24 protein-coding genes are annotated in these 26,799 nt (G+C 66.1%); 11 read left to right on the top strand and 13 right to left on the bottom strand.

Translation table 11 applies throughout. The annotated features are described in order from the left end of the window. Positions 1 to 211 precede the first annotated feature (211 nt). A complete protein-coding gene (locus OXF11_14795; GenBank protein ID MCY4488363.1) occupies positions 212 to 1,450 on the bottom strand; it encodes an alpha-hydroxy acid oxidase in 1,239 nt (412 codons plus the stop codon). Between the two features lie 50 nt (positions 1,451 to 1,500). Then, on the bottom strand, positions 1,501 to 2,316 hold the full coding sequence (locus tag OXF11_14790; protein ID MCY4488362.1) for an alpha/beta hydrolase: 816 nt from the start codon (positions 2,314 to 2,316) through the stop codon (positions 1,501 to 1,503). 93 nt (positions 2,317 to 2,409) lie between these two features. On the opposite strand from OXF11_14790, the gene OXF11_14785 reads away from it, so the two are divergent. Both OXF11_14785 and OXF11_14780 read left to right on the top strand, forming a co-directional pair. Continuing rightward, positions 2,410 to 2,634 carry an AbrB/MazE/SpoVT family DNA-binding domain-containing protein gene (locus OXF11_14785; protein MCY4488361.1) on the top strand — a complete coding sequence of 75 codons (225 nt, stop codon included), beginning with the start codon at positions 2,410 to 2,412 and terminating at the stop codon, positions 2,632 to 2,634. Beyond that, entirely contained in the window at positions 2,624 to 2,959 is a 336-nt protein-coding gene (locus tag OXF11_14780; protein MCY4488360.1) for a type II toxin-antitoxin system PemK/MazF family toxin, read from the top strand. The genes OXF11_14785 and OXF11_14780 overlap by 11 nt, the downstream gene beginning before the upstream one ends. Positions 2,960 to 3,007: 48 nt before the next feature. Here the strand turns inward: OXF11_14780 and OXF11_14775 are convergent, their stop codons facing one another. The 4 genes from OXF11_14775 to OXF11_14760 form a co-directional block, all read right to left on the bottom strand. Beyond that, the gene (locus OXF11_14775; GenBank protein ID MCY4488359.1) at positions 3,008 to 3,904 is read right to left on the bottom strand and encodes an ABC transporter permease subunit; all 897 of its coding nucleotides are present in this window, start codon (positions 3,902 to 3,904) and stop codon (positions 3,008 to 3,010) included. Positions 3,905 to 3,945: 41 nt separating this feature from the next. After that, a complete protein-coding gene (oppB, locus tag OXF11_14770) occupies positions 3,946 to 4,872 on the bottom strand; it encodes an oligopeptide ABC transporter permease OppB (protein MCY4488358.1) in 927 nt (308 codons plus the stop codon). A 53-nt stretch (positions 4,873 to 4,925) separates the two neighbouring features. Next, positions 4,926 to 6,548 carry a peptide ABC transporter substrate-binding protein gene (locus OXF11_14765; GenBank protein MCY4488357.1) on the bottom strand — a complete coding sequence of 541 codons (1,623 nt, stop codon included), beginning with the start codon at positions 6,546 to 6,548 and terminating at the stop codon, positions 4,926 to 4,928. A 202-nt stretch (positions 6,549 to 6,750) separates the two neighbouring features. Continuing rightward, positions 6,751 to 7,566, bottom strand: a complete 816-nt coding sequence (locus tag OXF11_14760) for an alpha/beta hydrolase (protein MCY4488356.1) — start codon at positions 7,564 to 7,566, stop codon at positions 6,751 to 6,753. 70 nt (positions 7,567 to 7,636) lie between these two features. On the opposite strand from OXF11_14760, the gene OXF11_14755 reads away from it, so the two are divergent. Together OXF11_14755 and OXF11_14750 are read left to right on the top strand one after the other, a co-directional pair. Then, complete coding sequence (locus tag OXF11_14755) at positions 7,637 to 7,885, top strand: type II toxin-antitoxin system Phd/YefM family antitoxin (GenBank protein ID MCY4488355.1); 249 nt, start codon at positions 7,637 to 7,639, stop codon at positions 7,883 to 7,885. Then, positions 7,882 to 8,277 (top strand): type II toxin-antitoxin system VapC family toxin, encoded by a 396-nt coding sequence (locus OXF11_14750; GenBank protein ID MCY4488354.1) that lies wholly within the window; start codon positions 7,882 to 7,884, stop codon positions 8,275 to 8,277. The genes OXF11_14755 and OXF11_14750 overlap by 4 nt, the downstream gene beginning before the upstream one ends. Before the next feature lie 45 nt (positions 8,278 to 8,322). Here OXF11_14750 and OXF11_14745 read toward each other — a convergent pair whose 3' ends face one another. The 3 genes from OXF11_14745 to grdC form a co-directional block, all read right to left on the bottom strand. After that, a complete protein-coding gene (locus tag OXF11_14745) occupies positions 8,323 to 8,751 on the bottom strand; it encodes a type II toxin-antitoxin system HicB family antitoxin (protein MCY4488353.1) in 429 nt (142 codons plus the stop codon). Positions 8,752 to 8,914: 163 nt separating this feature from the next. Continuing rightward, a complete protein-coding gene (gene grdA, locus OXF11_14740) occupies positions 8,915 to 9,385 on the bottom strand; it encodes a glycine/sarcosine/betaine reductase complex selenoprotein A (GenBank protein MCY4488352.1) in 471 nt (156 codons plus the stop codon). An 82-nt stretch (positions 9,386 to 9,467) separates the two neighbouring features. Beyond that, complete coding sequence (grdC, locus tag OXF11_14735; protein ID MCY4488351.1) at positions 9,468 to 10,922, bottom strand: glycine/sarcosine/betaine reductase complex component C subunit beta; 1,455 nt, start codon at positions 10,920 to 10,922, stop codon at positions 9,468 to 9,470. A 515-nt stretch (positions 10,923 to 11,437) separates the two neighbouring features. Here grdC and OXF11_14730 point away from each other — a divergent pair. Next, positions 11,438 to 12,883, top strand: a complete 1,446-nt coding sequence (locus OXF11_14730; GenBank protein ID MCY4488350.1) for an amidohydrolase — start codon at positions 11,438 to 11,440, stop codon at positions 12,881 to 12,883. Between the two features lie 23 nt (positions 12,884 to 12,906). Beyond that, a complete protein-coding gene (locus tag OXF11_14725) occupies positions 12,907 to 14,379 on the top strand; it encodes a TM0106 family RecB-like putative nuclease (GenBank protein ID MCY4488349.1) in 1,473 nt (490 codons plus the stop codon). A 31-nt stretch (positions 14,380 to 14,410) separates the two neighbouring features. On the opposite strand, the gene OXF11_14720 is transcribed toward OXF11_14725, so the two are convergent. From OXF11_14720 to OXF11_14705, 4 genes are all read right to left on the bottom strand, one after another. Then, complete coding sequence (locus tag OXF11_14720; GenBank protein ID MCY4488348.1) at positions 14,411 to 15,550, bottom strand: DUF1295 domain-containing protein; 1,140 nt, start codon at positions 15,548 to 15,550, stop codon at positions 14,411 to 14,413. 291 nt (positions 15,551 to 15,841) lie between these two features. After that, entirely contained in the window at positions 15,842 to 19,006 is a 3,165-nt protein-coding gene (locus OXF11_14715) for an efflux RND transporter permease subunit (protein ID MCY4488347.1), read from the bottom strand. Next, the gene (locus tag OXF11_14710) at positions 19,003 to 20,319 is read right to left on the bottom strand and encodes an efflux RND transporter periplasmic adaptor subunit (GenBank protein ID MCY4488346.1); all 1,317 of its coding nucleotides are present in this window, start codon (positions 20,317 to 20,319) and stop codon (positions 19,003 to 19,005) included. Before OXF11_14710 ends, OXF11_14715 begins: the two co-directional genes overlap by 4 nt. A 449-nt stretch (positions 20,320 to 20,768) precedes the next feature. After that, complete coding sequence (locus OXF11_14705) at positions 20,769 to 21,374, bottom strand: hypothetical protein (protein MCY4488345.1); 606 nt, start codon at positions 21,372 to 21,374, stop codon at positions 20,769 to 20,771. A 142-nt stretch (positions 21,375 to 21,516) separates the two neighbouring features. On the opposite strand from OXF11_14705, the gene OXF11_14700 reads away from it, so the two are divergent. The 5 genes from OXF11_14700 to OXF11_14680 all read left to right on the top strand — a co-directional run bounded on the left by OXF11_14700 (position 21,517) and on the right by OXF11_14680 (position 26,767). Continuing rightward, positions 21,517 to 21,849, top strand: a complete 333-nt coding sequence (locus tag OXF11_14700) for a type II toxin-antitoxin system RelE/ParE family toxin (protein MCY4488344.1) — start codon at positions 21,517 to 21,519, stop codon at positions 21,847 to 21,849. A gap of 4 nt (positions 21,850 to 21,853) precedes the next feature. Beyond that, the gene (locus OXF11_14695; GenBank protein ID MCY4488343.1) at positions 21,854 to 22,195 is read left to right on the top strand and encodes a putative addiction module antidote protein; all 342 of its coding nucleotides are present in this window, start codon (positions 21,854 to 21,856) and stop codon (positions 22,193 to 22,195) included. An 84-nt stretch (positions 22,196 to 22,279) separates the two neighbouring features. Continuing rightward, positions 22,280 to 23,137 (top strand): xanthine dehydrogenase family protein subunit M, encoded by an 858-nt coding sequence (locus OXF11_14690; protein MCY4488342.1) that lies wholly within the window; start codon positions 22,280 to 22,282, stop codon positions 23,135 to 23,137. Positions 23,138 to 23,146: 9 nt separating this feature from the next. Beyond that, on the top strand, positions 23,147 to 25,543 hold the full coding sequence (locus tag OXF11_14685) for a molybdopterin-dependent oxidoreductase (protein ID MCY4488341.1): 2,397 nt from the start codon (positions 23,147 to 23,149) through the stop codon (positions 25,541 to 25,543). A gap of 258 nt (positions 25,544 to 25,801) precedes the next feature. Then, positions 25,802 to 26,767 (top strand): tripartite tricarboxylate transporter substrate binding protein, encoded by a 966-nt coding sequence (locus OXF11_14680; protein MCY4488340.1) that lies wholly within the window; start codon positions 25,802 to 25,804, stop codon positions 26,765 to 26,767. Positions 26,768 to 26,799 lie beyond the last annotated feature (32 nt).

Below are 26,799 nucleotides of genomic sequence, written 5' to 3'. Positions count from 1 at the left end.
AGCGTAGGTTACTGTGTTACATTTTTGTTACAGACGCAAACCCCGCAGCGTGGACGGTTGATAGATTCTTGGCGATTCGCGAACCGTACCGGCGATCCATTTGGCGAAAATAGTCGAGCATACACGAAACAGAGGTTAGCTTCGCGCATTGGCTCCGCCTCGGATGGCGTGCGCGGAATGAGGATGGCGCGAAGCGCGATCTCGGTTGTTTTCAACGACGGGCTTCGAAGGGATGGGGGAGGAGGTGGTTTTCCGCCCGCAGTTCGTGGATGGAAGCGCAGCCCAGGAGCCGCATGGTGTCCTCTATCTCCTTTCTCATTATCGACAACGCCTTGCGGACCCCCGCGAGGCCGCCCGCGCCGAGACCATAGACGTAAGCGCGTCCCGCGAGCACGGCGTGCGCTCCGTGCGCCATGGCGATGACGGCGTCGGCGCCGGATCGGATGCCGCCGTCCAGCAGGATCTTCACACCGGAGCCCTTCAGCGCCGGCGCGATCTCTTTCAGCATGTAGAGGGTGGGGTAGACGCGGTCCAGTTGCCGGCCTCCGTGGTTGGAGACCACGATGGCGTCGGCGCCGTGCTCGACCGCGAGGCGGGCGTCTTCGGCGCATTGGACGCCCTTGATGACGATTGGCGCATCGCCCCAGTGCTCGCGCACCCACGGGATATGTTCCCAGGTGACGGCGGATGCACGGAGTTGTGTACCGATGTCGGTATACGGCATGGGTGTGCCGTCCTTCAGGATGACATTGCGGAACTGCATCATCCCGCCGTCGGCGTAGAAGCTCTTGAGCCAGGAGAGGTGCCGCAGCATCTGCGGCGCGAACCTGAGCTTCTGGCCGGGGGTCCCGTTGATGGCCCGCGAGGCCCCCATCCACTCGTGGTGTGCCCGGTTTCCGGGCACCGCGGTATCGATGGTGAGGACGATGGCGGAGTAGCCGGCGCTCTTGGCCCTGGCGATGCCGCGCGCGGCTACTTCCTCACCGCCGACGAGGTAGAGCTGGAACCAGCAAGGCCCCTGGGTGGCGGCCCGGACCTCCTCCAGGTCGGTGCCGGTGAGCGTCGAGAGCACGCAGATGGTACCCGCTTCGCCCACGGCTCGGGCGGCCACGGCCTCGCCCATGGGCCAGATCATTCTGGGGCTGCCGATGGGTCCGGCGATCACGGGCAGTTCGATCTCGTGACCAAGGATCTCGGTGCGCATCTCCACCGACTCGAGCCGGACACCGGACCTCGGCTTGAACCGTTCCCGCCGGAAGGCCTCGACGTTGTCCCGAAGGGTGATCTCCTCGTCGGCCCCACCGCGGTAATATTCCCGGACGATGGGCGGTACACGCTTCTCCATCACCTGGCGGAGATGGTCCACCGTCACGCACCGCTCCACCTCCCGCGTCCAGCGCTTCTCGGCGCGGGCGTGGGCGCGTCTCAGATAGGGTCCCAACAGGAACATGTCCGCCAGAATAAGAGCAGCGGGCCGCGCCGGTCAAACGCCGCGCCCGCTCAGAACCCCGCCGCCAGCGGCTTGGGATCCCCCGAGAAGAGGCCGTGCTTGTCCAGGAACTCGATCATGAAGCGATCGAAGAGCCAGGGCTGTTCGATCTGGCAGGCATGGCCGGCTCCGGGCAGCACTTTAAGCTCGCAGCCCGGGATACGCTCCTGCAGCGCGAAGGCGGTGGGATGGGCGCCGTCCTCGCTGCCGGTGAGGATGATGACCGGGCAGGCGATGCGCGCGTGATGCCCCTCGGGTTCCTGCGTCTGCAGCGCCCGGAACTGGTGGATGATGGTCTCCACGTCCGCGAACTTGTTCCGTTCCGCGAACAGGTTGGCAAAGAAATGCGCCAGCGGAGTCGCGCGGAATGCCGGGCTCAGGTCCTCGAAGGTGTAACGCCAGCGGTAGTCGACCCCCAAGGCCGTGTAGGCGTCGATGCGCCGCTGCGCGAACTCCTTGCCGTGAGTGTAGCCCGTGCCCGTCAGGATCATGGCGGCGGTGCGGTCGGGACGCTGGTGGTACATGAAGGGGCTGATGGCCGAACCCGTGGAGCAGCCCACGAGGATGGCGGTCTCTCCCGGCAGCGCATCGTCCACCGCCTCCCAGCACGCCGCGGCCATGTCGTCCATGCTGAGCCCCTCGGCTCCCTTGGGCGAGCGTCCGTACCCCGGGATATCGATGCTGATGCACCGGTACCAGGTGGACAGGTGCGCCATCTGGAAGATCCAGCACGACTGGTCCATGGGGTTGGGATGGATGAAGGCCATGACCGGCCCCTCACGCCCCATGCGTTCGTAGTAGAGTGGTCCTTCAACGTTGTTTGCCATGATGTTCCTCCGTTGCGGTGGTTCAGAACCGTTCGCCCGTGGTTGCACCGAAATTCTGTATTGCTTATATTCTGTATGTTCGGGGGCAGGCAAATGGAACTCGCCAAGATTACCTCACGCGGGCAGACGACGATTCCCAAGAAGATACGCCAGGCGGCGAACCTCCGGGAGGGTGATTTGATCACTTTCGAGGTCGCGGATGATCATGTCGTGGTTCGCAAGGTCATTCCGGCAGAGGACGACTACCTGAAGGGTCTCTCCGAAGTCCTCAGCGAATGGGTCTCTCCCGAGGACGAGGAAGCGTGGCGTGACCTTTGACACGCTCGACGTGGTCGTCGTCCCTTTCCCTTTCGCGGACCGCGAGACCAGCAAGCGTCGGCCAGCCCTGGTCGTCTCATCGGCGGACTTCAACGCCGCTCACGAACAATCGATCTTGACCATGATCACCTCGGTGCGTGCCCCCTGGCCGAGTGACGTGGATATTCAGGACTGGCAGGGAGTGGGCCTCAGTGTCCCCTGCAAGGTCCGCTTCAAGCTCTTCACCGTTGATGACGGTATGATCGTTCGCAGGATCGGCTCGTTGTCGACGCGGGACGCCCGCGCCATCAGGACGGCCCTCTCCCGCGTCTTGGCAACGGCTTGACCGGGTTTGCTTACGCGGTCCGTCGCGCGTGCGCGCAAGTCCGTCCGGTTACCGCTGCTTCGGATCCAGCGCGTCGCGCAGGCCGTCGCCCAGGAAATTCAGGCTGAAGAGGGTGGCGGCGAGGAAGGTGGCTGGGAAGATGAGCGCCCAGGGTTGGGTTTCCATCTGTGTGGCGCCTTCGCTGATCAGCACGCCCCAGCTCGTCATGGGTTCCTGGATGCCCAGGCCGAGAAAGCTCAGGAAGCTCTCGAACAGGATGGCGCGGGGGACGGTGAGGGTGGCGAAGACCGCCACGGGGCCGACGACGTTGGGAATGACGTGGCGCAGGACGATCCACGCCGGCGCCGCGCCCATGGCCCGGGCGGCCTCGACGAACTCCCGGCGCTTGAGGGAGAGGGTTTCGCCACGCACGATGCGCGCCATGTCCAGCCACTCCACCATGCCGATGGCGACGAAGATCAGCACCACGTGGCGCCCGAAGTAGACCATCAGCAGGATCACGAAGAACATGAAGGGCAGGGCGTAGAGGATGTCCACGAAGCGCATCATCAAGGAGTCGGTGGTGCCGCCGGCGTATCCCGACACGGTGCCCCAGAACACTCCTACCAGGACGCTAACCACCGACGCGGCGAGCCCTACCGAGAGGGACATGCGTCCGGCGTAGAGCGTGCGCAGGAGCAGGTCCCGGCCGTTGGCGTCGGTGCCGAACGGGTGGCCGCTACCCAGGCTGGGGCCGGTGCCGATGGCGTCCCAGAAGATCTCGTCGATGGCGTAGGGCGAGAGCATGGGGACGGCCACCGAGAGGACGGCGAGCACGCACAACGTTGTGAGGCCGGCCATGGCGGCGCGGTTCCGCCGGAGGTGGGTCGCGGCGTCGCGCCAGGGGCTCCGGCCCGCGGCGGGCGTCGCCCGGCGGCTTCCGGTCGCGGTCGCGGCCTCAATCATGACGCACCTTTGGGTGCGGCCTCATGGATGGCTTCATGACGCTATTCATGTGACCGCACCCGTGGATCGAGGACGCCGTAGAGCAGATCCACGACCAGGTTGAGGGCGATGATGAGCGTGCCGTAGGTGATCACCACCCCCATCACCAGGGTGTAGTCGCGGTTGAGGGCGCCCTGCACGAAGTAGCGGCCGAGGCCGGGGATGCCGAAGATCTGCTCGATCACCACCGAACCCGTGATGATGGCCGCGGTGGCCGGGCCGAGGTAGGATACCACCGGCGTGAGCGCGTTCTTGAGGGCGTGGCGGAAGACGATGCGCCGTTCCGTGAGCCCCTTGGCGCGGCCGGTGCGGATGTAGTCGGCGTTCAGCACTTCGAGCATGCTGCCGCGCGAGAGGCGCGCGATGTAGGCCACCTGGGGCAGGGCCAGGGAGATCACGGGCAGCAGCAGGTGGCGGATGCCGCCGTCCCCCAGCCCGCCCACGGGCAGGAGGTTCAGGTAGACGCCGATGACCAGCGACAAGAGCGGCGCCACCACGAAGTTGGGCACCGCGACGCCGGTCATGGCAAGCCCCATGACCAGGTGGTCCGCGAGGGAATTGCGCCGCCGCGCCGCCCATGCGCCAAGGCCGACCCCGAGCAGCAACGCCGCGGCCATGGCCAGGAGGCCGATCTTGAGCGACACCGGGAAGCCCGCGGCGATGAGCTCGGTGACGGTGAAGTCGCGGTACTTGAAGGACGGGCCGAAGTCGCCGCGGGCGAGGCCCTTGAGGTAGCGGAGGAACTGTTGCGGCAGGGGCTCGTCGAGGTGGTAGACGCGGTTCAGGTTGGCCGAGATCTCAGGCGGGACCACCCGCTCCCGGTCGAAGGGACCGCCCGGCGCCAGCCGGATCATGAAGAAGGCGATGGCGATGATGATGAAGAGGGTCGGCACCGCCGACGCCAACCGCCGTATCGCGTAGGTCCACAAGGGAAATTTGGGTGGTCAGGCCTCCGGGAGCCTCGGACGGAACGCCGGGGGCATCACGGCGCCAGCGACAAATGCCGGGTCGGGTGCACGTCCATGACGTTGTCCACCCATCCCTTGACCCGCGGGTTCACCAGGTGCTGGGTCGTGTAGTGGTAGATGGGGATGATGGGCATGTCCGCGAGCAGGATGCTCTCCGCCTTCTGCATGAGCTTCGCCCGCGCCTGCAGGTCGGTTTCGGTTTCGGCCTTTTGCATGAGGGCGTCGTACTCGGAGCTGGCGTAGCCCGCCGGGTTCATGGTGCCGACGGTGCCCTTGAGCAGCTCCAGAAAGGTGTTGGCGTCGTTGTAGTCGCCGATCCAGCCGGCCCGGAGCACGTCGAACTGCTTCGCCCGCCGGGTGGTGAGGTAGACCTTCCATTCCTGGTTGAAGAGCTCGGTCTGGACGCCGAGGGCCTTTTTCCACATGCCGCCGATGGCGATGGCGATGCGCTTGTGGCTCTCGCTGGTGTTGTACAGGATCTGCACCTTCAACGGGTTGTCCTTGGAGTAGCCGGCCTCGGCGTAGAGCTTCTTCGCCCTGGCCAGGCGTTCGGCCTTGGATAGGCCCTGCCAGGGTACCTTCGCGCCCGCGTACTGGTTCACGCCCGGCGGCACCCAGGCGTAGGCGGGGATCTCGCCGCCCTTGGTGACCTTCCCGGTGAGGATCTCCCGGTCGATGGTCATGGCCAGCGCGTTGCGCAGCCCCGGCCGGTCGCGGAACGGCGTCTTGGTGAGGTTGAGGGAGTAGTAGTAAGTGCCCAGATACGCGGTGTTGCGGAACTGTTGGGCGAGGTTCTTCTCCACCCATCCGATCTGGTCGATGGGCACGTCATAGGTGACGTCCATCTCGCCGCTCCGGAACCTCTTCAGCTCGGTGCTCTTGTCCTCCGTCGGGTGGAACACCACCGCGTCGATGCGCACGTTGGCGGCGTCCCAGTAGTGGGGATTGCGCTCCAGGCGCACGTGGCTTTGGGGCACCCATTCCGCCAGTTGGTAGGCCCCGTTGGAGACCATGTTGCCGGCCCGGGTCCACTTGTCGCCGTGTTGCTCCAGGGTCTTGCGATGCACCGGGTACGCCTGGTGGTGCGTCAGGAGCCCGATGAAGTAGGGCGTGGGCGCCTTGAGGGTCAACTTCAGCGTGTGCGCGTCCACCGCTTTCACCCCGAGCCGCCCCAGTTCCTTGACCTTGCCCTTGGTGATTTCCTCCGCGTTGGCGATGGGCCACAGGATGAACGCGTAGTCCGAGCCCACCGACGGGTCCACCCCCCGCGTGAGCGCGAACGCGAAGTCATGGGCCGTCACCGGGTCCCCGTTGGACCACTTGGCGTTCCGCCGCAGCCGGAAGGTGTAGACCTTGCCGTCCTCGCTCAGGCTCCAGCTCTCCGCCACCCCCGGAATGATGGAACCGTCCGCTCCCTCCGCCACCAGCCCCTCGAACAGGTCGCGCTGGATGTTCGCCTCGGGCACGCCCGACGACTTGTGCACGTCGAGGGTCTCCGGCTCCGCTCCGTTGCCCCGCTGAAGGATGTTCGTGGCCGCGTGGGCGGAGGAAACCCCCAGCAGCAACGCGGCGATGAGGACGATGAACAGCGTCCGGGTGGATGTTCCGGGGCGATGCCTTGCGGATGTTTCAAGCATGTCCGAGGCCTCCCATGGGTGTGGACGGTTACTGAACGGCTTCCAACAGGAAGGCTAGCACACTACATCTGGCCAGTCTAACAAAGTAGCCTACTACATTTGGTTGTCTAACCTGCGTAGGCCAGGCCGGGGTTTCGAACGGTCCCCGGCCTAGCCTCGTGGCACTCGGACAGGTGGGAAGGCGCGGTTGGAGGCCTCCGGTTCAGAATCCGGAAGAAGCCGGCTTCGGCGTTTTCGGAAACAGGCCGTATTTGGTGAGGAACTCGATCATGAAGCGGTCGTACAGCCAGGGCTGCTCCATCTGGCATGCGTGCCCGGCACCGGGCAACACCTTCAACTCGCAACCCGGTATTTGTGCCTGCAAGGCGAACGAGCGCAGATGGGCGTTGTCCTCGCTGCCGGTGAGGATGGTGACCGGGCACCCGATGCCTGAGTAATGGCCCTCGGGTTCCTGCTCCTGAAGCGCGCCGAACTGGTGACAGATCGTGTCCACATCCGCGAACTCGTTGCGTTCGGTGAACAGGTTGGCGAAGAAATGCGCCAGCGGCGTCGCGCGGAACGCCGGGCTCAAGTCCTCGAACGTGTACCTCCAGCGAAAGCCGATGCCGTTGGCGCGGTAGGTGTCGATGCGCCGCTGGAAGTTGCTCTTGTCGGTGGAATATCCCTTGCCCGACAGGATGATCGCCTTCGTCCGGTCCGGATGCTGGTGATACATGTACGGGGCGATGGCCGATCCCACCGAAGAGCCCACCAGGATGGCATCCTCCCCGGGCGTCGCGTCGTCGATGGCCTCCCAGCACGCCTCTGCCATGTCATCCATGGTCAGCCCCGCCTCTGCCTTCGGCGACCGCCCATACCCCGGAATGTCGATGGATATGCACCGGTACCATGTCGACAGATGCGCCATCTGGAAGATCCAGCACGACTGGTCCATCGGGTTCGGATGGATGAACGCCATCACCGGGCCGGTGCGGCCCATGCGCTCGTAGTAGAGGGGTCCTTGGATGTGGTTTGCCATGGTGGGTCTCCTTCTGCATGGTTCCATGCCTTGCGTTGATTTCCATTGACTAGTCATATAGTCTGGTCACATGAAGGAAATCAATGCCTCGGAATTCAAGGCAAAGTGCTTGGCCATCCTCGATGAAGTCGTACAGACGGGACAGGCGGTTACGATCCTGAAACGCGGCAAGCCGGTCGCCCAGCTTGTCCCGCCGGTCCCCAGGCAGCACCGCTACCCGCAGCATGCGCTTTTTGGAACGGTGGAGGTACACGGAGATATTGTGGGGCCGGTCCTGGATGCCGACTTCTGGGAGGCCGAGGCGGGGAAGACGGGGTGAAGGCGCTCCTCGATACACACATTCTGATTCACTGGATGGGCGCGGACCGCCATCTTTCGGCGGAGCAGGAAGAAGTCCTTCGAGAGGCCGGTCCCGAGAATCCGCTGTGGGTTTCCGACATCAGCCTGTGGGAGATTGCCACGCTGTACAACCTCAAGCGGATCTCGTTTCATTTGCCGCTGAGGGAGTGGCTCGAGGCTGCGACCGCCCCGCCCTTGGTGCAGCGGGTCGGCATCTCACCCGCGGTTGCCGCGGCCGTGGCCGCCCTTCCCGCCGCCTTTCATCGCGACCCGGCCGACCGGGTCATTGTCGCCTCGGCACAGCTTCTCGGCGCAACGGTGCTGACACGCGACGCGCGCATCATCCAGTCCCGGCTCGTCCCGACCCTGTAGACCCCGCAACGGCTCAAGGACGAGCTCCCAGAACCGCCGCGCCGGTCATGCCGCGTGAGATTCGACGATGAGTTCCTGTCCCAGCACTCGCAACGCTTTGTGAATCCGGTTGGCGGCGGTGTGGTGCCGTGGGTCGAGCATCCGGCGTACGACCTTCTCGTCGACACCGAGGCGCTGTGCAAATGCGTTGCGCGACAACCCGCTGGCACGTAAAGCGAGGACGAACGCGGCCTTTGCCGCCATATCGGGCGGCACCGCGATCAGATGTTCGCCGGTGCGCCGTCGGCTTGGCGTTGGGATCGGCTCGTCGTCGTCAATGCGGCCGGCGACGGCTTCTTCAAGCGCGTCCCGCGCCTCAACGAGTGCTTCGGCTTGATCGGCTCCAGACGTGAGACACTCGGGGAAGTCCCGGAAGGAGACAACGAGTTCTCCCGAGGGGTCCGCTTGGAGTCTGGCTGGATAGCGAAATTGCATAACGATCCTTACTCCTACCCTACCTAAGGTCATTCGGATCGAGTCCAAGCTGGCGGATCCTGGCGGCGAGAAGACTCCGGCTAATCTCCTTCCGGCGATCCTTCACGATGGTCTTCCGACCGCCGTAGTACAACGTGAGGTGACTTCCCTTGCCGCGTTACGTCTACCCCGCCCGCATCCCCGCCAGCGCGTCCACGATGGCGTCCGCCTCCAGCCCCATTTCCAGAATCTCGATGTTCTCGGCGTACTGGGCGGGGTCGATGGCGGCTTTCACGTTGGGCTCGAAGACGTGGTAGGCCGGGAGCCCGAGTTCCACGCCGGCGAGGGGGCCGGCGTAGGAGGGGTCGCCGGTGGTAACGGTCTCGAACTGGACCTGGCTGCTCTCGGTTGTGGGGGCGCCGAGCAGCACCACGATGTCGTCTTTTCCGTAGGCTTCCGCGAGTTCTTTTATTCGACCTTGATCCTCAAGGTCCATGGCCCCAGCGGCTGTTCAAACGAAGCACTGGGTGGCGGCGTACGCGACTTCGCCTCCCAGTCCAGCGATGGCCTGTTGGATGACCGGGGCGGGGACGCCGTCCCGTTCGCCGAGGATGATGAGCTTTTTGCCGTTGAGGGTGATGGGTTGTGCCGACATGGGGTCCTCCTCGTTTTGGTAGGGTCAATTCTTGTAGTAGCCCTATCCGTGTAAAAGTCCCGTATTTTCGTAAGGTTGAGCGCTACTGAGACGCGCCGTTCCGTTCGATCAGCACCGACATTCCGTCCGTCAGCTCGGTCATCTGGCCCAGGAATAGGCTCGCCCTGGCCACCAGCATGCAGTTCCGGATGTTCCCGGCGGCCATCTCCCGCAGCGCGTGGGGCACGTACACGAAACCCGAGGCGATGTGCCCTTGAGTGGGGGCGTAGCCGCACACGCCCTTGGCGCGGGCGAAGCCGGCGATGTCGCTGCGGTCGATCTCCTTGGCCATGGCGAGCATGGCGGCCATCATCTTGTAGTTGCGGGCGGCCACGTCGCCGGCCTTGGCGGCCACGGTGATGTCCGGGTTGTGCAGCTCGGTGACCACGCGGTCGAGCCGGTCGACGCCCCATTCTAGCCGCCTCAGCGGCTCCAGAACAAGCTCCCGGAACTGCTTGTCGAGGGCGGCGCCGGCCTTGACGGGATGGCGTCCGACGGCTTGCAAATTCACCGTCGGGCTGCTGCCGTTGTCGCGGCCGATCCACACGGCCACCGCGGACAGCGCGTCCTCCAGCACCGGGATGCCTTGTTCGAGGTGGTAGAGGGACTTCATCCCGAGCTTGGGAAGCGAACCGCCGCCCACCACGACGACGTTCTCGAACACGCCGCTCTCCACCAGCGAAGCGCCGATGACCATGGCGGGAATTGGCGCGGCACAGAAGTCCTTGATGTCGATGCCGGTGCCGAGATCGCAGCCCGCGAACTCGGCGATGGCCTTGGCCAGGTTGCCGCCGCCGCGCTGGTAGCGGTCGCCCACCGCTTCCTCCGAGCAACTCAGCACCAGGTCGACGTCGCCCGGGCCCAGGCCGTCGACGTGGTTCAGCAGTTCGTGCACGGCCAGGGCGCCCGAGACCTTGCAGCAGAGGTTTTCCAGCAGCACCGATGCGGAGAGCGCTTCGTCCTCGGAGTGGCCCGTCTTCACGACTCCCACGGGCGCGCCTTCGCCCCCGGCGAAGAGCGGCAGGCTGTCGGCGGACTCCAGCTCGGCGTCCATCTGCGCATCGGTGAGCAGCGCCGGCGTCCTGGCGGTCAGCGGCGCCGTGAGCGGCGCGGATTCCAGAACCGGACCCATCTCGTCCCAGAACCGTTCCCGCAGCAGTACGTGCTTGAACGGGTCCGCGCAGGCCAGCAAGGCGAGGAAACGCCGTTCGTCCATGATGTGCCCGAAGGGCGGGTCGCCGCCGTCCGCGTCGGCCAGCTTGTCGAACCAGGGCTGCTCCACCTCCCACAGCCGCGCCGGCGACCGGCTTCCGATGAACACCTGGTTCGGCAGGTATCGGCACGCGTCGTCGTAGCTCCACAGGTTCCGCGCCAGCTCCGCCAGGAAGTCCGGGCGGGCCTGGGCTTCGCGGAACGGCTTGGAGCCGTAGCGGACCAAGCTCGGGGTGTGAGCGAGGGCGGTGGCCGCGCCCCGGATGACAGGCCGATTCGTCGACATGGAAGCGACCTTATAACGTCCGGGAAGGTCGGGCAAGTTTCACGGCAACGATGTCTTATGACGGTCATTCCACCTCTCCGTCATTCCGGCGGTACAAGCTGTGTCAATACCCCCGAAGTACCAACGCCCCGAAACGTCATTCCCGCGAAAGCTTGCCCTCGACCCCGATCGGGGGCGGGAATCCAGGGGCGGGGAGGGGCCAAGCGGCCGTATTCCCCGCCTCACCCCTCCTGGATTCCCGCCCCCGATCGGGGTCGAGGGCAAGCTTCCGCGGGAATGACGTTTCGGGAGTCCGTGCCGTCCCTGTGTCTGAGCCAAGAAGGGGCGAATCGTTTACGTGTCCGGACGGAGAGGGGATCCGCGCCGTTGCTGGTCCGAGCGGGGCATGGACACAGCCTGGACGGCGGGTGTCGACGCGCCCCCCTCCTTGTAATATGATCCGCGCATGCCATGAGGGCTGGCCCGCCGGAGCCGCCGTGACGCGCCTCCGGCCGCCGCGCCCAGGGGAGGAAACCATGCAGGATTCGAAACAGAAACAGTTCGTCATCGACGCGGTCGAGGAGAACCGGAACAACATCGCGCTCCTCGGCGACAATATCTTCTACTTCGCCGAGCTGGGGATGCAGGAATACCGCACCACTGGGCTCATGACCGAGATCCTGGAGCGGGCGGGCTTCGAGATCGAGCGGGGCATCTCGGGGATGCCCACGGCGTTCATCGCCACCTACGGGTCGGGCAAGCCGGTGGTGGCGCTGCACACGGAGTTCGATGCCACGCCGTCGAGCTCGCAGATGCCGGGCGTGGCCGAGCAAAAGGCCATCGTGGACGGTGCGCCGGGGCACACCGAAGGGCACAACGTCAACGCTGCGGTGATGACCGGGGCGGCGGTGGCGGTCAAGAAGACCATGGAGCAGTTCGACATCCAGGGGACGCTCCGGGTCTACGGCGCCCCGGCCGAGGAGCAGCTCGTGAGCCGGCCGTACTTCGTGCGCGACGGCTATTTCAAGGACGTGGACGTGGCGCTGCACGACCACATCGGCTCCAACCTCGGCACGGTGTACGGTCTGCGCCAGTACGCGCTCATCTCGGCCGAGTTCACCTTCAAGGGCGAGAGCGCCCACGCCGCCACCTCGCCGTGGAACGCGCGCGACGCGGTGGACGCGACGGTGCTGATGGACATCGGCTGGGACAAGCTTCGGGAACACCTGGAGCCCTCCCAGCGTAGCCACCGGGTCATCACCAACGGCGGCGACCAGCCCAACGTCATCCCCAACACTTCGACCATCTGGTGGTTCTTCCGCGAGGCCACGGCCGAGAAGGCCCGCGCTTTGTTCGAGAAGGCCAAGCGCGTCGCCCAGGGAGCGGCCACCATGACCGACACTTCCTACTCGGTGAACGTGCTGAGCGCGGTGGCGCCCACCCGCTGCAACCGCGTGCTGGCGGAGGTGATCCAGCAGAACATCGAGGCCGTGGGCATGCCGCGGTGGAGCGACGCCGAACAGAAACTCGTCACCGACGTCCAGGCCAAGGTCAACGTCAAGGCCACGGGAATGCCCACACAGGTGGCCCAGCTCCGGGAGGCGGTGCAGTCCGTGTCCGCCAACGACTCGGGCGACGTGTGCTGGGTGGTGCCCTCGGGCGTGGTGAATTTCCCGTCCAACATCCCGGGCATCGCCTACCACCACTGGGGCGCGGGGGTGTCCCTGGCCACCACCGTGGCCCACAAGGGCGCGGTGGCCGGCGCCAAGACCATGGCCGCGTCGGCCGTCGACCTGCTGATGGACCCGCAACTGGTGGCCCGGGCCAAGGAGACCTTCAAGGAGGAGATCGGCGACGTGGAGTACCGCCCGCTGCTGCCCGACGACCAGCAGCCGCCGCTGGAGCTCAACCGGATCCTCATGGAGCGCTACCGCTCGGCCATGGAAGCGCACTATCCCAAGGAGAAGCCCGCATTCAGCTAACCCTGCCGCTCCAGGGGCCGGAGGTGCGGCTGCGCGCGCTGCTCGACCGCGCCACCGCCGGCCAGAGGATCCATGGCCGCTCCCGCTTGCGCCCGTCCCTGGTGGACAAGGTTCTGCGGGACCCGTTCTGGGTTTGGTGCCAGCACCATGCACCCAAGGCCGAGGCGGTAAACGAGATCGGCCGCTACGAGCAGATGCGCTACCGCCGGGGCGTCGAGCACGAGGATGCCTGGGTGGCCGCGCATTACCCGGGCGTCCTGGCCATCCGGCCCGACTTCGGCCACCAGGCCCTCGTCCGCACCCTTCGGGCCATGCTGGAGGGCGTTCCCGCCATCCACCAGCCGCAACTGTGGGACCTCGGCCGGGACGTCTACGGCCGCGGCGACCTCTTGGTGCGGGACGACAGCCACGCCTCGGACCTCGGCCCCTACCACTATCGCGTCATCGAGATAAAGCGCGCGCGCAAGCTTCGGGACGCCTACGTGCTCCAGGCGGCCTTCTACAACCGCACCGTGGGCGCCGTCCAGGGCTACATGCCGGAACGCGTGACCGTGGCCCTGCGGGAAGAGGTCCGTCCGGTGGATGTCTCGGGCTTCGGGAAGAGGATGGACGACGTAGCCGCGCGCTGGTGCGCGCTGCGGGACCGTACGGTGGAGGAGCCGGAGCCGGGCAGACCCCCCGACGTCACCGACTCCCCCTGGCGCGCGTACGGCAACCGGCTGGTGCACGAGCGCCGCGACCTGGTGCTGCTGGCCGGGGTGCGGGCGCCCGAGCGGGCCAAGCTCCGCGCCGCCGGTATCCACAATGTGGATGAACTGTGGACAAGTTCCCTTGGTGAGACCGAGGAGATCCTGGGACCGCACCACGGCGCCACCGCCTACCACGTGGCCCAGAGCTACAGGACGGGGCAACCCGTCCCCAAACCCGGCCGCGAGTTGCGGATTCCCAGGGCGAGACGGCTACTCTACTTCGACTTCGAGACCTCCGACGACACGCATCCCACCATGCCGCCCCACGTCTACCTCATCGGCTGCTGGGACGGCTCCCGCGACCAGTTCGTCAGGTTCCTGGCCCGTGGCCCCGAAGACGAGGCGGAGATCTTCGAAGAATTCCTCGACTACGTGGGCGACGACCTCGAAGCCGTGCGCCTGTATCACTGGACCGACTACGAGGTGTGGCAGATGAAGGCGGTCATGCGCCGCTGGCCGCGGCTGGAGGGACGGCTGGCGCGTCTCATGGGCTCCTGCGTCGACCTGAAGCGATGCATCCAGGACGCCGTCTACCTGCCCGTGCCGCGCTTCTCCATCAAGAGCGTCGCCCCGGCCTTGGGCTTCAACTGGCGCCAGCAGGGATTCGGCGCCTACGAGGCGCTGCTCTGCTACTGGGACGCCGTCGACACCGGCGACCGCTCCCTGGCCGAAAAGGCCGTCCGCTACAACGAGGACGACTGCGTCGCCATGTGGCACGTGGACCAACGGCTCACCGGGGGCGCGTGAGGCGGCCCGGGCACGCGCCGGGAAGAATTTCTCAATAGATGCCCGGACAGATCCGGTACTTCACCCTTGCCTGATACTCCGCCCACTTGTCGGCGCCGTATTTTCCGGCACAGTGCATGTCGTCATCGCGTTGACGGTAGACGAACATCGAGACGATGAAGGCAAAGTAGGTCCAGGCCCAGGGATTGGTGAAGTAGCCGAACGACAGGGCGATGGACAGGGCGAGGAAACCCTCGCCCAGGTAGTTGAAGTGGCGGGCGACACCCCATAGGCCGCTGCACAGGATCTTGCGGTCGCCGGCCTCGATGAAGACAGGCTCGATGAGCCCGAGAAACTTCCGGTCGGGCCAACGCTTGAACGTGTACTTTTGCATGTTGGCGCCGCGCGAGATGCCCCACCCGAGGAGGAACAGCGCGGCCGTTCCGATGAGCCAGACATACGTCCAGGCCGGCGAGAATCCCGGATCCGGGTAAGCGGCCATGCCCCACAACGGGAGAATGAACAGCCACCCGTATACGACGAAGCAACCCCAGAACAACTTGAAGCCAAGATTCTCATGGATCAGGTCGTAGGTGTATAGCTGGACGCGCTCGAAGATGAAGTAGTCCAGTATGTAGAACGTGAAGAACGCCGCGTACAGGAAGACGCCCGGATTGGAGTCTTCGCCAAAGATCTCGTAGTGGTACACGGCCCCGGAAAGGGCGTTGAGGGACAGCATCGCCCCGCCGACCACATAGAGGTACATCTTTACGTCGAAGCGTTGGTTCAGGAACGCCAGCTCCTGGGCCCGACCGAACCACAGCGCCAGCAGCGGGTTCCTTACCCTGCCTTGCGGCTGGCTGAACACCGCGATGATGGTAACGAGGGTGGCGACGACGGTCCCGCCGGCCACGGCGTAAATCGAGGACCGGTAGAACCAGTCGCGCGGCATCCCAGTGAGCTCGAAGGCCCACACGACGAGCGCGATGGCGAATACCAGAAGGCCGTTCAGGCGATAGCTGCGGGGTGCGCCGGTCCGCGGATCGATGACGTAGCCGGGAACCCGCCTCGCCGGCAGGGCCATCTGCGCCAGAAAGAACGCGGCGAAGATCACCAGCGGGGTAAAGAACCCCAGCGTCGCTTCCGTGCGCGAGAGTTCGAAGAGGTGGGCGATACCAAGCGATTCAATCATGATCGACGGGGAGGCCCTTGTTCGTCATTCCCGCGGAACAGGCCGTGTCAAAACCCGCCAGGCGGAGACGTGACGAATACGTCATCCCCGCGGAAGCCGGAATCCAGGCGGGGTGGGGCAGGGATTCCCGCCCCCGATCGGGGTCGAGGGCAAGCTTTCGCGGGAATGACGACTCGGGGCATTGGTGCCAATTCTCATCCGAGCGGAGTCTTGACACGGTCTGTTGCGTGGAAATGACGCGCGCAACAGGGCATGACAATTCAACCGACCCGCTTTCCACGGCGCAAGCTCCTACAGCGGGTTCTCCCGGACACGGTCCGACTGCAACGCCGCCGGATCCTGTACTGGCCCGGTCGCGTCCGCCGCCTCACGGGCCTCGGCTTTCCGCCACGCCCGTTCGCGTACGGTGGCGTAGAGCACCGGGATCAGCACCAGGGTCACCAGCATGGAGGTGATCAGTCCGCCGATCACGACGCGGGCCATGGGTGCCTGAATCTCGCCGCCCTCGCCCCATGCCAGTGCCAGCGGCACCAGCGCGAGGACCGTGGTGAGGGTCGTCATGAGGATCGGTCGCAGACGGGTGCGGCCCGCGAGGACCACCGCGTCGACGACGCTCAGGTTTCCCTCGCGCATCTTGAGGTTGATGTAGTCCACCAGCACGATGGCGTTGTTCACGACGATGCCCACCAGCAGGATGATGCCGATGTAGGAGTTGATGTTGAAGGTCGTGCCGGTGACGTGAAGCGACGCCAGTACGCCGATGGCGGCGAAGGGAACCGCGAACATGATCACGAACGGATCGATCAGGCGCTCGAACTGGCCCGCCATGACCATGTAGACCATGATCAAGGCCAGGAGCAGGCCGATCCGCAGTTCGCCGAAGGCCTTCTGCTGTTCCTCGAAGTCCCCGCCGACCTGGAGGACCATGCCTTGCGGCAGCGGGATCTGTCCCAGCGCTGCCTGCAGGTCGGCCACGGCCCCGGCCATGTCGCGTCCCGAGACTTCGCCGGAGATGGACACCACCCGCTCCTGGTTGAGGCGCTGGATCGACATGGGTCCGCGGCGTTCCTCCAGCCGGACCAGGTTCTTGAGCGACAGCACCCGGCCCGAGCCGTCGGAGACGCTCTGATCCAGCAGGGCGCTCAGGTCGGCGCGGTCGTCGTCGCCGAGCCGGACGCGCACGTCGTATTCGTTGCCGCCCTCGCGGTAGAAGGTCGCCCGGGTGCCGCCCAGGCTCGCTTGCAGGCCGCGGGCGATGGTCTCCACCGGTATGCCGAGGCTCGCCGCGCGCTCCCGATCCACGCGAATTCCCATTTCGGGCTGTCCGGCCTGCCGGCTGATGCGCACGCCCGCGATGCCGTCAACCCCCTCCATGGCGTTCTTGACCTGCCGGGAGATGCGCTGAAGTTGGCCCAGGTCGTGACCGCGCACCTTCACGTCGAGGTTGTCGTTGTCGGTGAATCCCAGGCGCCGGAAGATCCACAGCCCGGAGCTTGCGCGCACGCGGGCGCGCACCCCGGGGACCTCGCCGACCCGTCGCCGCAAGGCCCGGACGATGTCCTGGTCGGACCGTTCCCGGGTATTCCTGGACCCCAGCCAAATGTGTACGTGCCCGTTGTTCTTGCCCCGGGCGCGCCAGCCGAACTGGCCGAAGTGCGTGAAGTTCCGGTAGGGCTCTGTGACCTCCTGGTTCACGATGGCCTCGAGTTGCCGGAAAGTGCGGTCCGTTTCCTCGATCTTCGAACCCGCTTCGGTTTCCGCGAGGATCAACACGTTGCCCTCGTCGGCGCGGGGCATGAACTCGCTGCCGATGCCCTGGTAGAGGAACAGGCTGCTGGAGAGCAGGACCGCGGCCGCCGCCACCACGGTGAAGCGATGGCGCAGGCTCCAGCGCAACAGTCCCTGGTAGGCATGGTCCAGACCGCTTTGGGAACTTGAGCCCGCGCGCATGAGACGCGACAGGAAGCCCCCTGGGCCCGCATGGCCCGGCCGCCCCAGGAGATGGTGCGCCAGCACCGGAACCACGGTCAGGGCCACCATCAGGGAGGCCGCGAGCGAGAAGAACACCACCCACGCGAGCTGTTTGAAGAGGATGCCCGCGGAGCCGGGGACGAAGATCAGCGGCAGAAACACCACCACCGTGGTCAACGTGGACGCGGTGATGGCTCCCGCCACCTCCCGCGTGCCCGTGAGCACGGCCTCCCGGCGGTCGGTGCCGGTCTCGTGGTGCCGGTAGATGTTCTCCAGCACCACCACGGAGTTGTCCAGCAAGAGCCCGATCCCCAGGGCGAGGCCGCCGAAGGAGATGATGTTGATGCTGAAGCCCTGGAAGAACATGAGCGCGAACGTGGCCACGATGGAGATGGGAATGGCCGTGGCGATGACCACGGTGCTGCGCAGGCTGCGCAGGAAGAACAACAGCACGGCCAGGGCCAGCATGCCGCCCCAGGCCGCGGCCAGGGTCACGTTGTCCACCGCGTTGCGAATGTAATGCGCATTCTCGCGCAGCACGGTCACCTTGATGGTGGGGAGTTCCTGATTGATGCCCTCGATGGCCTGCTTCACGCGGTCCACCACCGTGATGGTGTTGGCGGAAGGCTGACGCAGCAGGGAGATGACCACGGCGTGGGAGCCGTGGATCCGCACCGCGTGGTTCAGGTCCTTGAAGGAGTCCTTCACCTCTCCGAGGTCCTTGACGTAGATGGGGGTGCCGTCGCGGGTGGCCACCACCGTGTTGCGCAGTTGATTCAGGTCGGTGAATTCGCCCAGGGTCCGTACCGATACCTCCAGGTGCGCCCGGCCGACGCTACCGGCCGGCAGGTTGATGTTGCTCGCCCGCAGCGCCCGGATGACCTGGTCCGCCGAGAGATTGAAGGCCTTGAGCCGGTCCAGGGAAAGCTGGACCTGGATCTCGCGCTCCAGTCCGCCACGGATGTCCGCCGCGGCCACGCCGGCGACCCGTTCCAGTCGATAACGCACCTCCTGCTCGACGAAGGTCCGCAGCGCCACCGGGTCCATCTGACCCGATACGCCGATGAACATGATCGGCGACGCGTTGACGTCGTACTTCGAGACCACCGGGGCCTCGGCTCCCGGGGGAAGGTCGTCACGGATGCGGTCGATGCGTGCGCGCACGTCGCTCACCGCCACTTCCAGGTCCTTGCTCCAGCCGAAGGCCACCCGGACCTGGCTGCGGCCTTCCACGGACACGGAGGTGATGTCCTCCACGCCTTCCACGGAGCTCACCGCCTTTTCGACGGGCACCGTCACCAGAGTCTCCATCTCCAGCGGTCCTACGTTGGGGTACGTGGTGGAGACGGTGACCCTGGGGAAGGTGATCTCGGGCAAGAGGTCCACCGGGATCTTGAGAAACGAGATCACCCCGAGGATCACGACGATCATGACGGCCATGCAGGTGGCCACCGGACGTCTGAGGCAAAGCGCCGTGAGATTCATCGGTTTTGCGTCCTTTCCGCGCGGCCGCGACCGCCGCCCGCCCGGCCTTCCCGCCCGGCCCCCCGCCGCCCACGGCGGGCACCCGCGCGCGGGCCGTCGCCGGCAACCCGGATTTGCTGGCCGTGGCGCACGAGGCTGCTGCCCAGGGTGACAACCCGGTCCCCCTTGCGCAGGTCTCCCGTCACCTCCACCCAACCGCCGTTGTTCAGGCCCGGCGTGACTTCCACGCGTTCGACCTTGCTGCCTTCGTCCGTCAGCCGGAACACGCCGTACCCCTCGCCGGACTTCACCGGCGAGGCTTCCGGCACCATCAGAACGCCGCGTTTGCGCTCCACCACGATGTTCGTACGCGCGAACATGCCGGGCTTGAGCGCCCCGCCGGGATTGTCGAGCTCGATCTCCACCTCGCCCGTGCGCGTCTGCGGGTCGAGGACCGGCGACATGCGCGTGATGGTGCCGTTGAAGCGCTTGTCCGGGTAGGCGTCGACCTTGACGGCGACCGGCTGTCCCAGGGAAACCTTGCGGTAGTCCCCCTCCACCACGGCAATGCCGACCTTGACCCGGTCGATGTCCACGACCTCGAACAAGGGAGTGCTGGCACTCACGAGGGCGCCGCGGTCCACCATGCGGCGGCTCACGTGACCCGCGAACGGCGAGCGGACCTCGGTGTGCCGCAGACGAATGCGGGCGTTGTCCAGTCGCGCCTGCATCTGCAGCATCTGGGCCTTGGTCAGCTCCACCTGGGACTCGGCGGACAGCACCTGGGTCTCCAGGTTGTTCACCTCCTCACGGGACACGAGTTGTTTGCCCGCCAGCACCTTGACGTTCTGCTGGCGCCGTTTGATGTTCTCCAGTTCCGCCTGGCGGCCCTTGAGCGTGGCTTGGGCCACCCGAAGCGACGCCTGCGCCTCGCGCAACTCCTCCGTGAGCTCATCCTTCGCGAGCTGCCCCAGCAGTTGGCCCTCCTTGACGCGCTCGCCCACGGTGACGAACAGCTTGGCGACCCGGCCCGAGGTCTTGGGCGCGATGGTGACCGCCGCGTTGGCCGCCAACGAGCCCACGTAGCTCAATGTCGCCTCGACGTCCCCCACCCGAACCGCCTCGGCCTTGACGGTGACCGCGCGGCCGCCGCCGCGACGCTGTCCCGAGTTGCGCTGTCCGGAATTACCCTGCCCGCGGTTGCCCTGCTCGGGCTTACCCTTGGCCGCGCCGATTTCAAACGGCCCGAGGCCGAGCGGAGGCCCGATGCCCAGGTAGTAGAGCACGCCGCCGGCGACCGCCAGGACGACGAGAGTGACCGCCACGCGTTTCACGGGCGGGACCCCTGTCTCCGGCCCGCGGTGGGCGCTGCCCGCCGCGGCCGGTAGAGCCGTGGTTGGTAGATTGAAGATGAGTCTGACGGGCCGTCCGGCTGGGTGTACATAACCGTGACCTGCGCCTTGGCCTTCTCTGGTATTCTCACGGGTCCGCCGTCAGGCAGACCGAGGCTTTTATTAGACTCAACGGGGTTCCGCCTGATCCATGCGACCGCGTTGTGCGACGGCAGAATAGCTTTCCGCGGGCTCCACTGCAATACGCGAACAGCGGGCGAATCGTCATTCCCGCGGAAGCGGGAATACAGGGGTGGCGAGGCGGAAAAACGCCGCTGTAGTGCCCCACCACCCCGCCTGGATTCCCGCTTCCGCGGGAATGACGTTTCGGGGCGTTGGCTCCGCCCCGGCCGCCTGGATTCCCGCTGTTTCGAGAACGACGGATACGGGGCCTAGCGCGACCTGCCCAGGGCGATGGTCCGGGCTTCCTCCAGGTCGCGGCCGCCCGTCTGGCGGAGGATTTCGGCTTCGTACTCCGGCATGAGCGGCGTCCCGATGCCGCTCTGCATCGCGTCCATGAGGTAGCGGATGCCGTCCCTGCCCACGGCCCCCGAGGGCGCCGCGGCGCTCGCGATGGCCAGACGCGCCAGCAGTTCGGGCGTCGGCTCCACGATGTTCGCCCGCAACGCCGCGTGGAACACCACGTCCAGCCCGGCGAAGCCGTCGGACCTCCCCAGAAAGGCACTGTCCGGGTCGTCCGGGTCCACGTCCGCGTAGCGATCGCCGCTGCCAACCCGGTTTCGTTCCCGCCGGTAGAGCATGTCCTGGGCCGCGGTCTCGGTGACCGAGTCGTGCAGCACCAGCACGACCCCCGTAACCCTGGCCCCGCCCCGGTCCACCGGCACCAGCGTCGGCGCCCCGTCGCGCACGCGGCTGGTGCGGGAGAACTCCACCCGAAACGGCGTCTCCACACCGCCGATCCGGCGCGCCGTCAAAGGTCCGATCTCCGCTCCCGGATTGGGAATCAGCGATCCATACGCGAGAATCCCGATGGTCATGAGGGCTTCATTCTTGCAGTGCGCGGGTGGCACGGCAAGGCGGGTTTCGTTGGAGGTAAGGGCGATGCAGCCACACTCGGGTTTGAATTGACCCGCTCCCCGTCAAAGGTTGCAAAAAGTAGCCTATGCGCTACCATGCGGTATGGGTGAGACACGTCTCCGACAGGTTGTGGCGTATGTGACGCGAGACGGGGCCGCCCCGTTCGCGGACTGGCTGCGGCATCTCGGGGACCGAAGGGCGCGAAACGGTATTCGGGTCAGGATTGCACGACTTCGCTTGGGCAATCTCGGTGACTACAAGTCTGTGGGTGGTGGTGTGTTGGAACTGCGTGTGGATATTGGTCCGGGTTATCGGGTGTATATTGGACAGGATGGGCCCCGTTTCATCCTCCTGCTGTCCGGCGGAACCAAGAGGACCCAGACGGAAGATATAAGGAAGGCTCAGGAGTATTGGGCGGACTATCTCGGAGGGTAGGCATATGGCGAGACGAACGGTTCCCTACGAAGACATCCTCCATCAAGACCTTCAGGACCCTGCGGAAGCTGCGGCCTATCTGACCGCTGCTCTTGAAGACAGGTCCGGAATCGGATCGGATGTCTTCCTGTTGGCGCTGCGCGATGTGGCGAAAGCCCGCGGCATCAGACAACTCGCGGAGGATACGCACTTGAGCCGTGAGAGCCTTTATCGGACGCTGTCGCGGAAGGGCAATCCCCGTTTCTCTACTCTTGAGGCTGTCTTGGAGAGCCTTGGGCTGAGGCTGTCGGTGGAAGTCATGGCGGACACCAAGCTCCCGCCGGGCAGAGCCGGTGCGGCGCCGTGATATGGTGTGAATTGTCAACGACGACCGTAGAGGCTATAAATCCCGCCAATCCCGGCCCGTGCTTTGCCGGGCACCCGAACCGCCATGACCATTCCCGCTTTCGACCTGCTGAAACCCGGCTCCGTGGCTGAAGCCAGCGAGATGCTTCTCGAACACGGCGACGAGGCGCGGGCCATCGCCGGGGGCACGACGCTCGTGATCCTGATGAAGCAGCGGGCGTTGCGCTTCTCCCATTTGGTGGACCTGCAGTCGATTCCGGGGCTCGAACGAATCACCGACAACGACGATGGCCTGAGCATCGGCGCGATGGCAACGCACCGGTCGGTGGAGCGCTCGCCGCTGGTGCAGCGCCGTGCGCCCGCGTTGGCACAGGCGTTCAGCCACGTGGGCAACGTGCGCATCCGGGAGACGGCTTCCGTGGGCGGGAATCTGGCCCATGCGGACTACCGGCTCGACCCGCCGCCGGCGCTTCTGGTTCTCGATGCGGAGGTGGTCCTGGCCAAGGGGGAGGGCACGCGGCTGGTCCCGCTCAAGGACTTCTACCGCGGCATGTACGAGACGGTGCTGGAGCCGGGCGAGATCGTGGTGGAGGTGCACGTGCCGCACCTGGACGCGGCGGCCCGGACGGCGTATTCGCGGTTCAGCTCGCTCTCGGCCAACGACTGGCCGTGCATCGGGGTGGCGGCGTTGCTGTCCCTGGATGGGGATGACGTTGGGGAGCTTCGGCTGGGCCTCGGCGGCGTGGCGGAAGCGCCGCTCTTGGCCGCCGGGCTGGACCGGTTCCGTGGGGAGCATTGTTCGGAAGAGCTTTGGGACGCGGTGTGCGACGTCGTCGACCCGCAGATTTCCCCGGTGTCGGACCTGCGCGGCAGCGCGGACTACAAGCGCGAAATGACCCGGGTTTGGATCAAGCGGACGCTCAGCGCCTTGGCGGCGTCGTGAGGTAATCGCGTGGCGGACTATTCCATCGTCGGCAAGCCGGTCGACCGCCGGGACGCCGTCCAGAAGGTGACAGGGCGGGCGCTCCACGTGGGCAACATGGAGCCGCCCGGGCTGCTGCAGGTGGCGGTGCTCCGGAGTCCACACCCGCACGCGCACATCGTGCGCATCGACAAGTCCCGGGCCGAGGTCCATCCGGGTGTCGTCGCGGTGCTTACGGGCGCGGACATCGCCGCCATGCCCGGCATCACGCCCTACCACGGGCCGGCGTTCGCGGACCAGCCGGTGCTGGCCATCGACCGGGTGCGCCACGAAGGCGAGCAGGTGGTGGCGGTGGCGGCGGAGAACCGGCGCGCGGCGGAGGAGGCGCTGGAGCTCGTGGAAGTGGAATACGAGCCGCTGCCGGTGGTGCGGGACGTGCTCGACGCCATCAAGCCGGACGCCCCCATCGTCCACGACGAGATCCGCCCCTCCGGAGCGTTCGCGGACCTGGCCCACGTCAAGGCCGGCGACCGCTCCAACATCTGCTACCACTACAAGCTGCGCAAGGGCGACGTGGACAAGGCCTTCGTCGAGGCCGACCGCATCTTCGAGGACGTGTTCACGGCGCCGCCGGCCCAGCACGTTCCCATGGAGCCGCACGTGTCGCTGGCCTACGTGGACGAGGGCGGGCGCATCAACATCCACACCGCCAGCCAGTCGCCGTCCTTCGTGCGCGGGGAGCTGGCGCGCATGCTGGGCGTGCCAATGAACCGCATCCGGGTGCGGGTGCCTTATCTGGGCGGCGGCTACGGCGCCAAGCTCTACAACAAGCTCGAGCCGATCGTGGCGATACTGGCCATGAGGACGGGCCGGCCCGTCAAGTACAGCCTGAGCCGCGAGGAGGAATTCCAGACCGTCACCAAGCACGGCGTGGTGGTGAAGCTCAAGACCGCGGTCAAGGGCTCGGCCATGACCGCGCGCAAGTGCGAGGTCTACTGGGACACGGGCGCCTTCGCCGAGATCGGTCCGCGCATCGTTCACAAGTCGGGCTACACCTCCTCCGGGCCGTACAAGATCCCCAACGTCTCCATCGATTCCTATTGCGTCTACACCAACAAGCCGCCGGCCGGGCCGTTTCGCGGTTTCGGCGTGCCCCAGGTCATCTGGGCCTACGACTCGCAGATGGACATCGTCGCCCGGGGCCTGGGCGCGGACCCGGTGGAGTTCCGGCTCGAACACGCGCTGGAGGAGGGGGACCTGTTCGTCACCGGGACGCCGGTCCATGCCTGCGGGCTGAAGGAAGCGGTGCGGCGGGCGGCGGACGCCGTGGGCTGGGACAGCACGGCGGCGGCTCCTGGCAATGAGCCGCCTCTTCCGGAGGAGGCGCAACAGACAACCGAGGCGGCGGGGACGGAGCAGCCCGGGAAAACCGTCTCGGGTACCAAGCGCCGCGGCAAGGGCATCGCCTGCGGCGTCAAGGCGGTGCTCACGCCGTCCATCTCCGGGGCCATCGTCATCCTCAATGCCGACGGCAGCGCCAACGTGCTGAGCAGCACCGTCGAGATGGGCCAGGGCTCCGAGAGCCTGCTGTCGCAGATCGCGGCCGAGGAGCTGGGGATCTCCTTCGACAAGGTGCACGTGGTCCAGCCCGACACCGACGTCACGCCCTACGACACCATCAGCGCGGGCAGCCGCTCCACCTACCACATGGGCAACGCCGTGCGCACCGCCGCGGCCAACGTCAAGGCGGAACTGTTCGAGGCGGTGGCCGGCAAGCTCGAGATCGACGCCGCCGACCTGGAAGCGCGCGACGGCCGCGTGTTCGTGCGCGGCGCCGAAGAGTTGGGGATGACCGTCGCCGAGGCGTTCATGGCCAAGTTCGGCAGCCTCGGCACCACCATGGTGGGGGAGGGCCTGTGCCAGCCCGTGGTGACGCCCACGGACCCCGAGACCGGCCTGTCCGACAAGTGCACCGAGTACTGGTTCGCCTCGGCCAGCGCGGTGGAAGTCGAGGTGGACCTGGAGACCGGCCGCCTGGAGGTGCTGCAGTTCCACGCCGCGGGCGACGCCGGCACCGCCATCAACCCCAAGTACTGCGAGCAGCAGCTCGTGGGCGCGGCCACCATGCACCTGGGCCTGACGCTGTTCGAGCAGATGGTGTTCCAGGACGGGCAGCTCCTCAACGGTTCCCTGCTGGACTACCAGATCGCGTCCATCAAGGACGTGCCCGCCGCCTGCCACCCCATCGTGGTGCAGGTGCCCCACAAGGACGGCCCGTTCGGCGCCAAGGGCATCGGCGAGACCGGCGCCCTGACCGTGGCCGCCGCCGTGGCCAACGCGCTGGAGGACGCCGTGGGCGTGCGCCTGCGCGACATTCCGCTCACCGCCGAGAGGATCCACCAGGCGCTCAAGGCGGCGGGGAAGTGATCCGGCCCCGGCACGCCCTGGCACCTCGTTGATCTGGCTGTATTTCCGTTTCCAATCTGGGTGTTTGGAGCGTGTCCGACCGTAACGTCTTGCGGTCCGACGGTGGAAACGCCTTCCAAGCCATGGGCTGCCATGGGCGAGAGTCGGGAAAAGCGCCTCCTTGGGTTGACAAATACGGGAGCACCGAGCAGAAATGATCCATACATCTAGCACATTAGTAGCCATAGGGTTGCGAATGGACGGAGGGAGGACTCCATAATGAAGTTGAAAACCATGGCCATCGCCACTTTGGCCGCATTGGGTCTCAGTGCTGGTGCCGCGCTGGCCGCGTATCCGGACAAGCCCATCACCATCGTCGTGTCCTTCGCGGCAGGGGGAAACGCCGACATCATGGCCCGGCTGAATGCCAAGGCCCTCAGCGAGAAGCTCGGCGTGCCGGTCAATGTCTTGAACAAACCCGGCGGCGCGCATATCCCGGCTACGATGAGCGTCCTGGAAAAGCCGGCCGATGGCTACACCCTGTTCAACTGGTCGCCGCCGAGCTTCATGATCGTGCCGCTGACCCGCAAGGTCCCCTACAATCCGCTGGAGGACTTCATACCGCTGATGGCCGGCATTTCGGCCTCGAACGCGCTGTATGTTCGCGCGGACAGCCCGTACAAGACCTTCGAGGAGTTCATCACGGGTGCCAAGGCCAAGAAACTGACCATCGGCGTGAACAACCTCGGCGCGCCGCCCAACCTCAGCGCGGTGCAGCTCGCCAGCGAATTCGGCCTGGAATTCAAGACGCTGGCGCTCAAGACCGTACCCGCGACCATGGCGGGCCTGATCGGCGGTCAGGTGGATGTAGCCGTGGGGCAGGTGGCTTCCATCCACAAGTACGGCGACAAGGTGCGCCCGCTGATCATCCTCGACAACAACCGCAAAGCCTTTTTCAAGAAGGACCTCCCCGATGTACGTACCGTGGGTGAAGCCTTCCCGGGCAAGGAAGCGGCGGTGTGGGTCCATGGCGGCATGGCGGTGAAGGCCGGCACCCCGCGGGAGGTCATCGACAAGCTGCTTGCGGCCATGGAAGTGCTCAACACCGACGAGTTCCGCGCCCAAATTCCGAAGAGCGTCAGCTATCACTGGATCCACGGACCGGAGGCGGTGAGAAAGAACATTCAGTTCGGCATCGACCTCTATTCGCCTATCCTCGACAGCCTCGGCCTGTTGCGCAAGTAGGGCCAGGGCATTACGGCGCCGCGTGGCAGGGG

The organism is Deltaproteobacteria bacterium, from assembly GCA_026712905.1.
Taxonomy (GTDB): Bacteria; Desulfobacterota; Binatia; order UBA9968; family JAJDTQ01; genus JAJDTQ01.
The sequence above is the reverse complement of the archived record's forward strand: the minus strand, read 5'-3'. Positions and strand labels throughout refer to the sequence as shown.

Coding starts and splice junctions, on each gene's coding strand:
- OXF11_14795 (MCY4488363.1), bottom strand. CDS start 1,450: ATGTTCCTGTTGGGACCCTATCTGAGACGCGCCCACGCCCGCGCCGAG.
- OXF11_14790 (MCY4488362.1), bottom strand. CDS start 2,316: ATGGCAAACAACGTTGAAGGACCACTCTACTACGAACGCATGGGGCGT.
- OXF11_14785 (MCY4488361.1), top strand. CDS start 2,410: ATGGAACTCGCCAAGATTACCTCACGCGGGCAGACGACGATTCCCAAG.
- OXF11_14775 (MCY4488359.1), bottom strand. CDS start 3,904: ATGATTGAGGCCGCGACCGCGACCGGAAGCCGCCGGGCGACGCCCGCC.
- OXF11_14765 (MCY4488357.1), bottom strand. CDS start 6,548: ATGCTTGAAACATCCGCAAGGCATCGCCCCGGAACATCCACCCGGACG.
- OXF11_14760 (MCY4488356.1), bottom strand. CDS start 7,566: ATGGCAAACCACATCCAAGGACCCCTCTACTACGAGCGCATGGGCCGC.
- OXF11_14755 (MCY4488355.1), top strand. CDS start 7,637: ATGAAGGAAATCAATGCCTCGGAATTCAAGGCAAAGTGCTTGGCCATC.
- OXF11_14745 (MCY4488353.1), bottom strand. CDS start 8,751: ATGCAATTTCGCTATCCAGCCAGACTCCAAGCGGACCCCTCGGGAGAA.
- grdC (MCY4488351.1), bottom strand. CDS start 10,922: ATGTCGACGAATCGGCCTGTCATCCGGGGCGCGGCCACCGCCCTCGCT.
- OXF11_14730 (MCY4488350.1), top strand. CDS start 11,438: ATGCAGGATTCGAAACAGAAACAGTTCGTCATCGACGCGGTCGAGGAG.
- OXF11_14720 (MCY4488348.1), bottom strand. CDS start 15,550: ATGATTGAATCGCTTGGTATCGCCCACCTCTTCGAACTCTCGCGCACG.
- OXF11_14715 (MCY4488347.1), bottom strand. CDS start 19,006: ATGAATCTCACGGCGCTTTGCCTCAGACGTCCGGTGGCCACCTGCATG.
- OXF11_14705 (MCY4488345.1), bottom strand. CDS start 21,374: ATGACCATCGGGATTCTCGCGTATGGATCGCTGATTCCCAATCCGGGA.
- OXF11_14700 (MCY4488344.1), top strand. CDS start 21,517: ATGGGTGAGACACGTCTCCGACAGGTTGTGGCGTATGTGACGCGAGAC.
- OXF11_14695 (MCY4488343.1), top strand. CDS start 21,854: ATGGCGAGACGAACGGTTCCCTACGAAGACATCCTCCATCAAGACCTT.
- OXF11_14690 (MCY4488342.1), top strand. CDS start 22,280: ATGACCATTCCCGCTTTCGACCTGCTGAAACCCGGCTCCGTGGCTGAA.
- OXF11_14680 (MCY4488340.1), top strand. CDS start 25,802: ATGAAGTTGAAAACCATGGCCATCGCCACTTTGGCCGCATTGGGTCTC.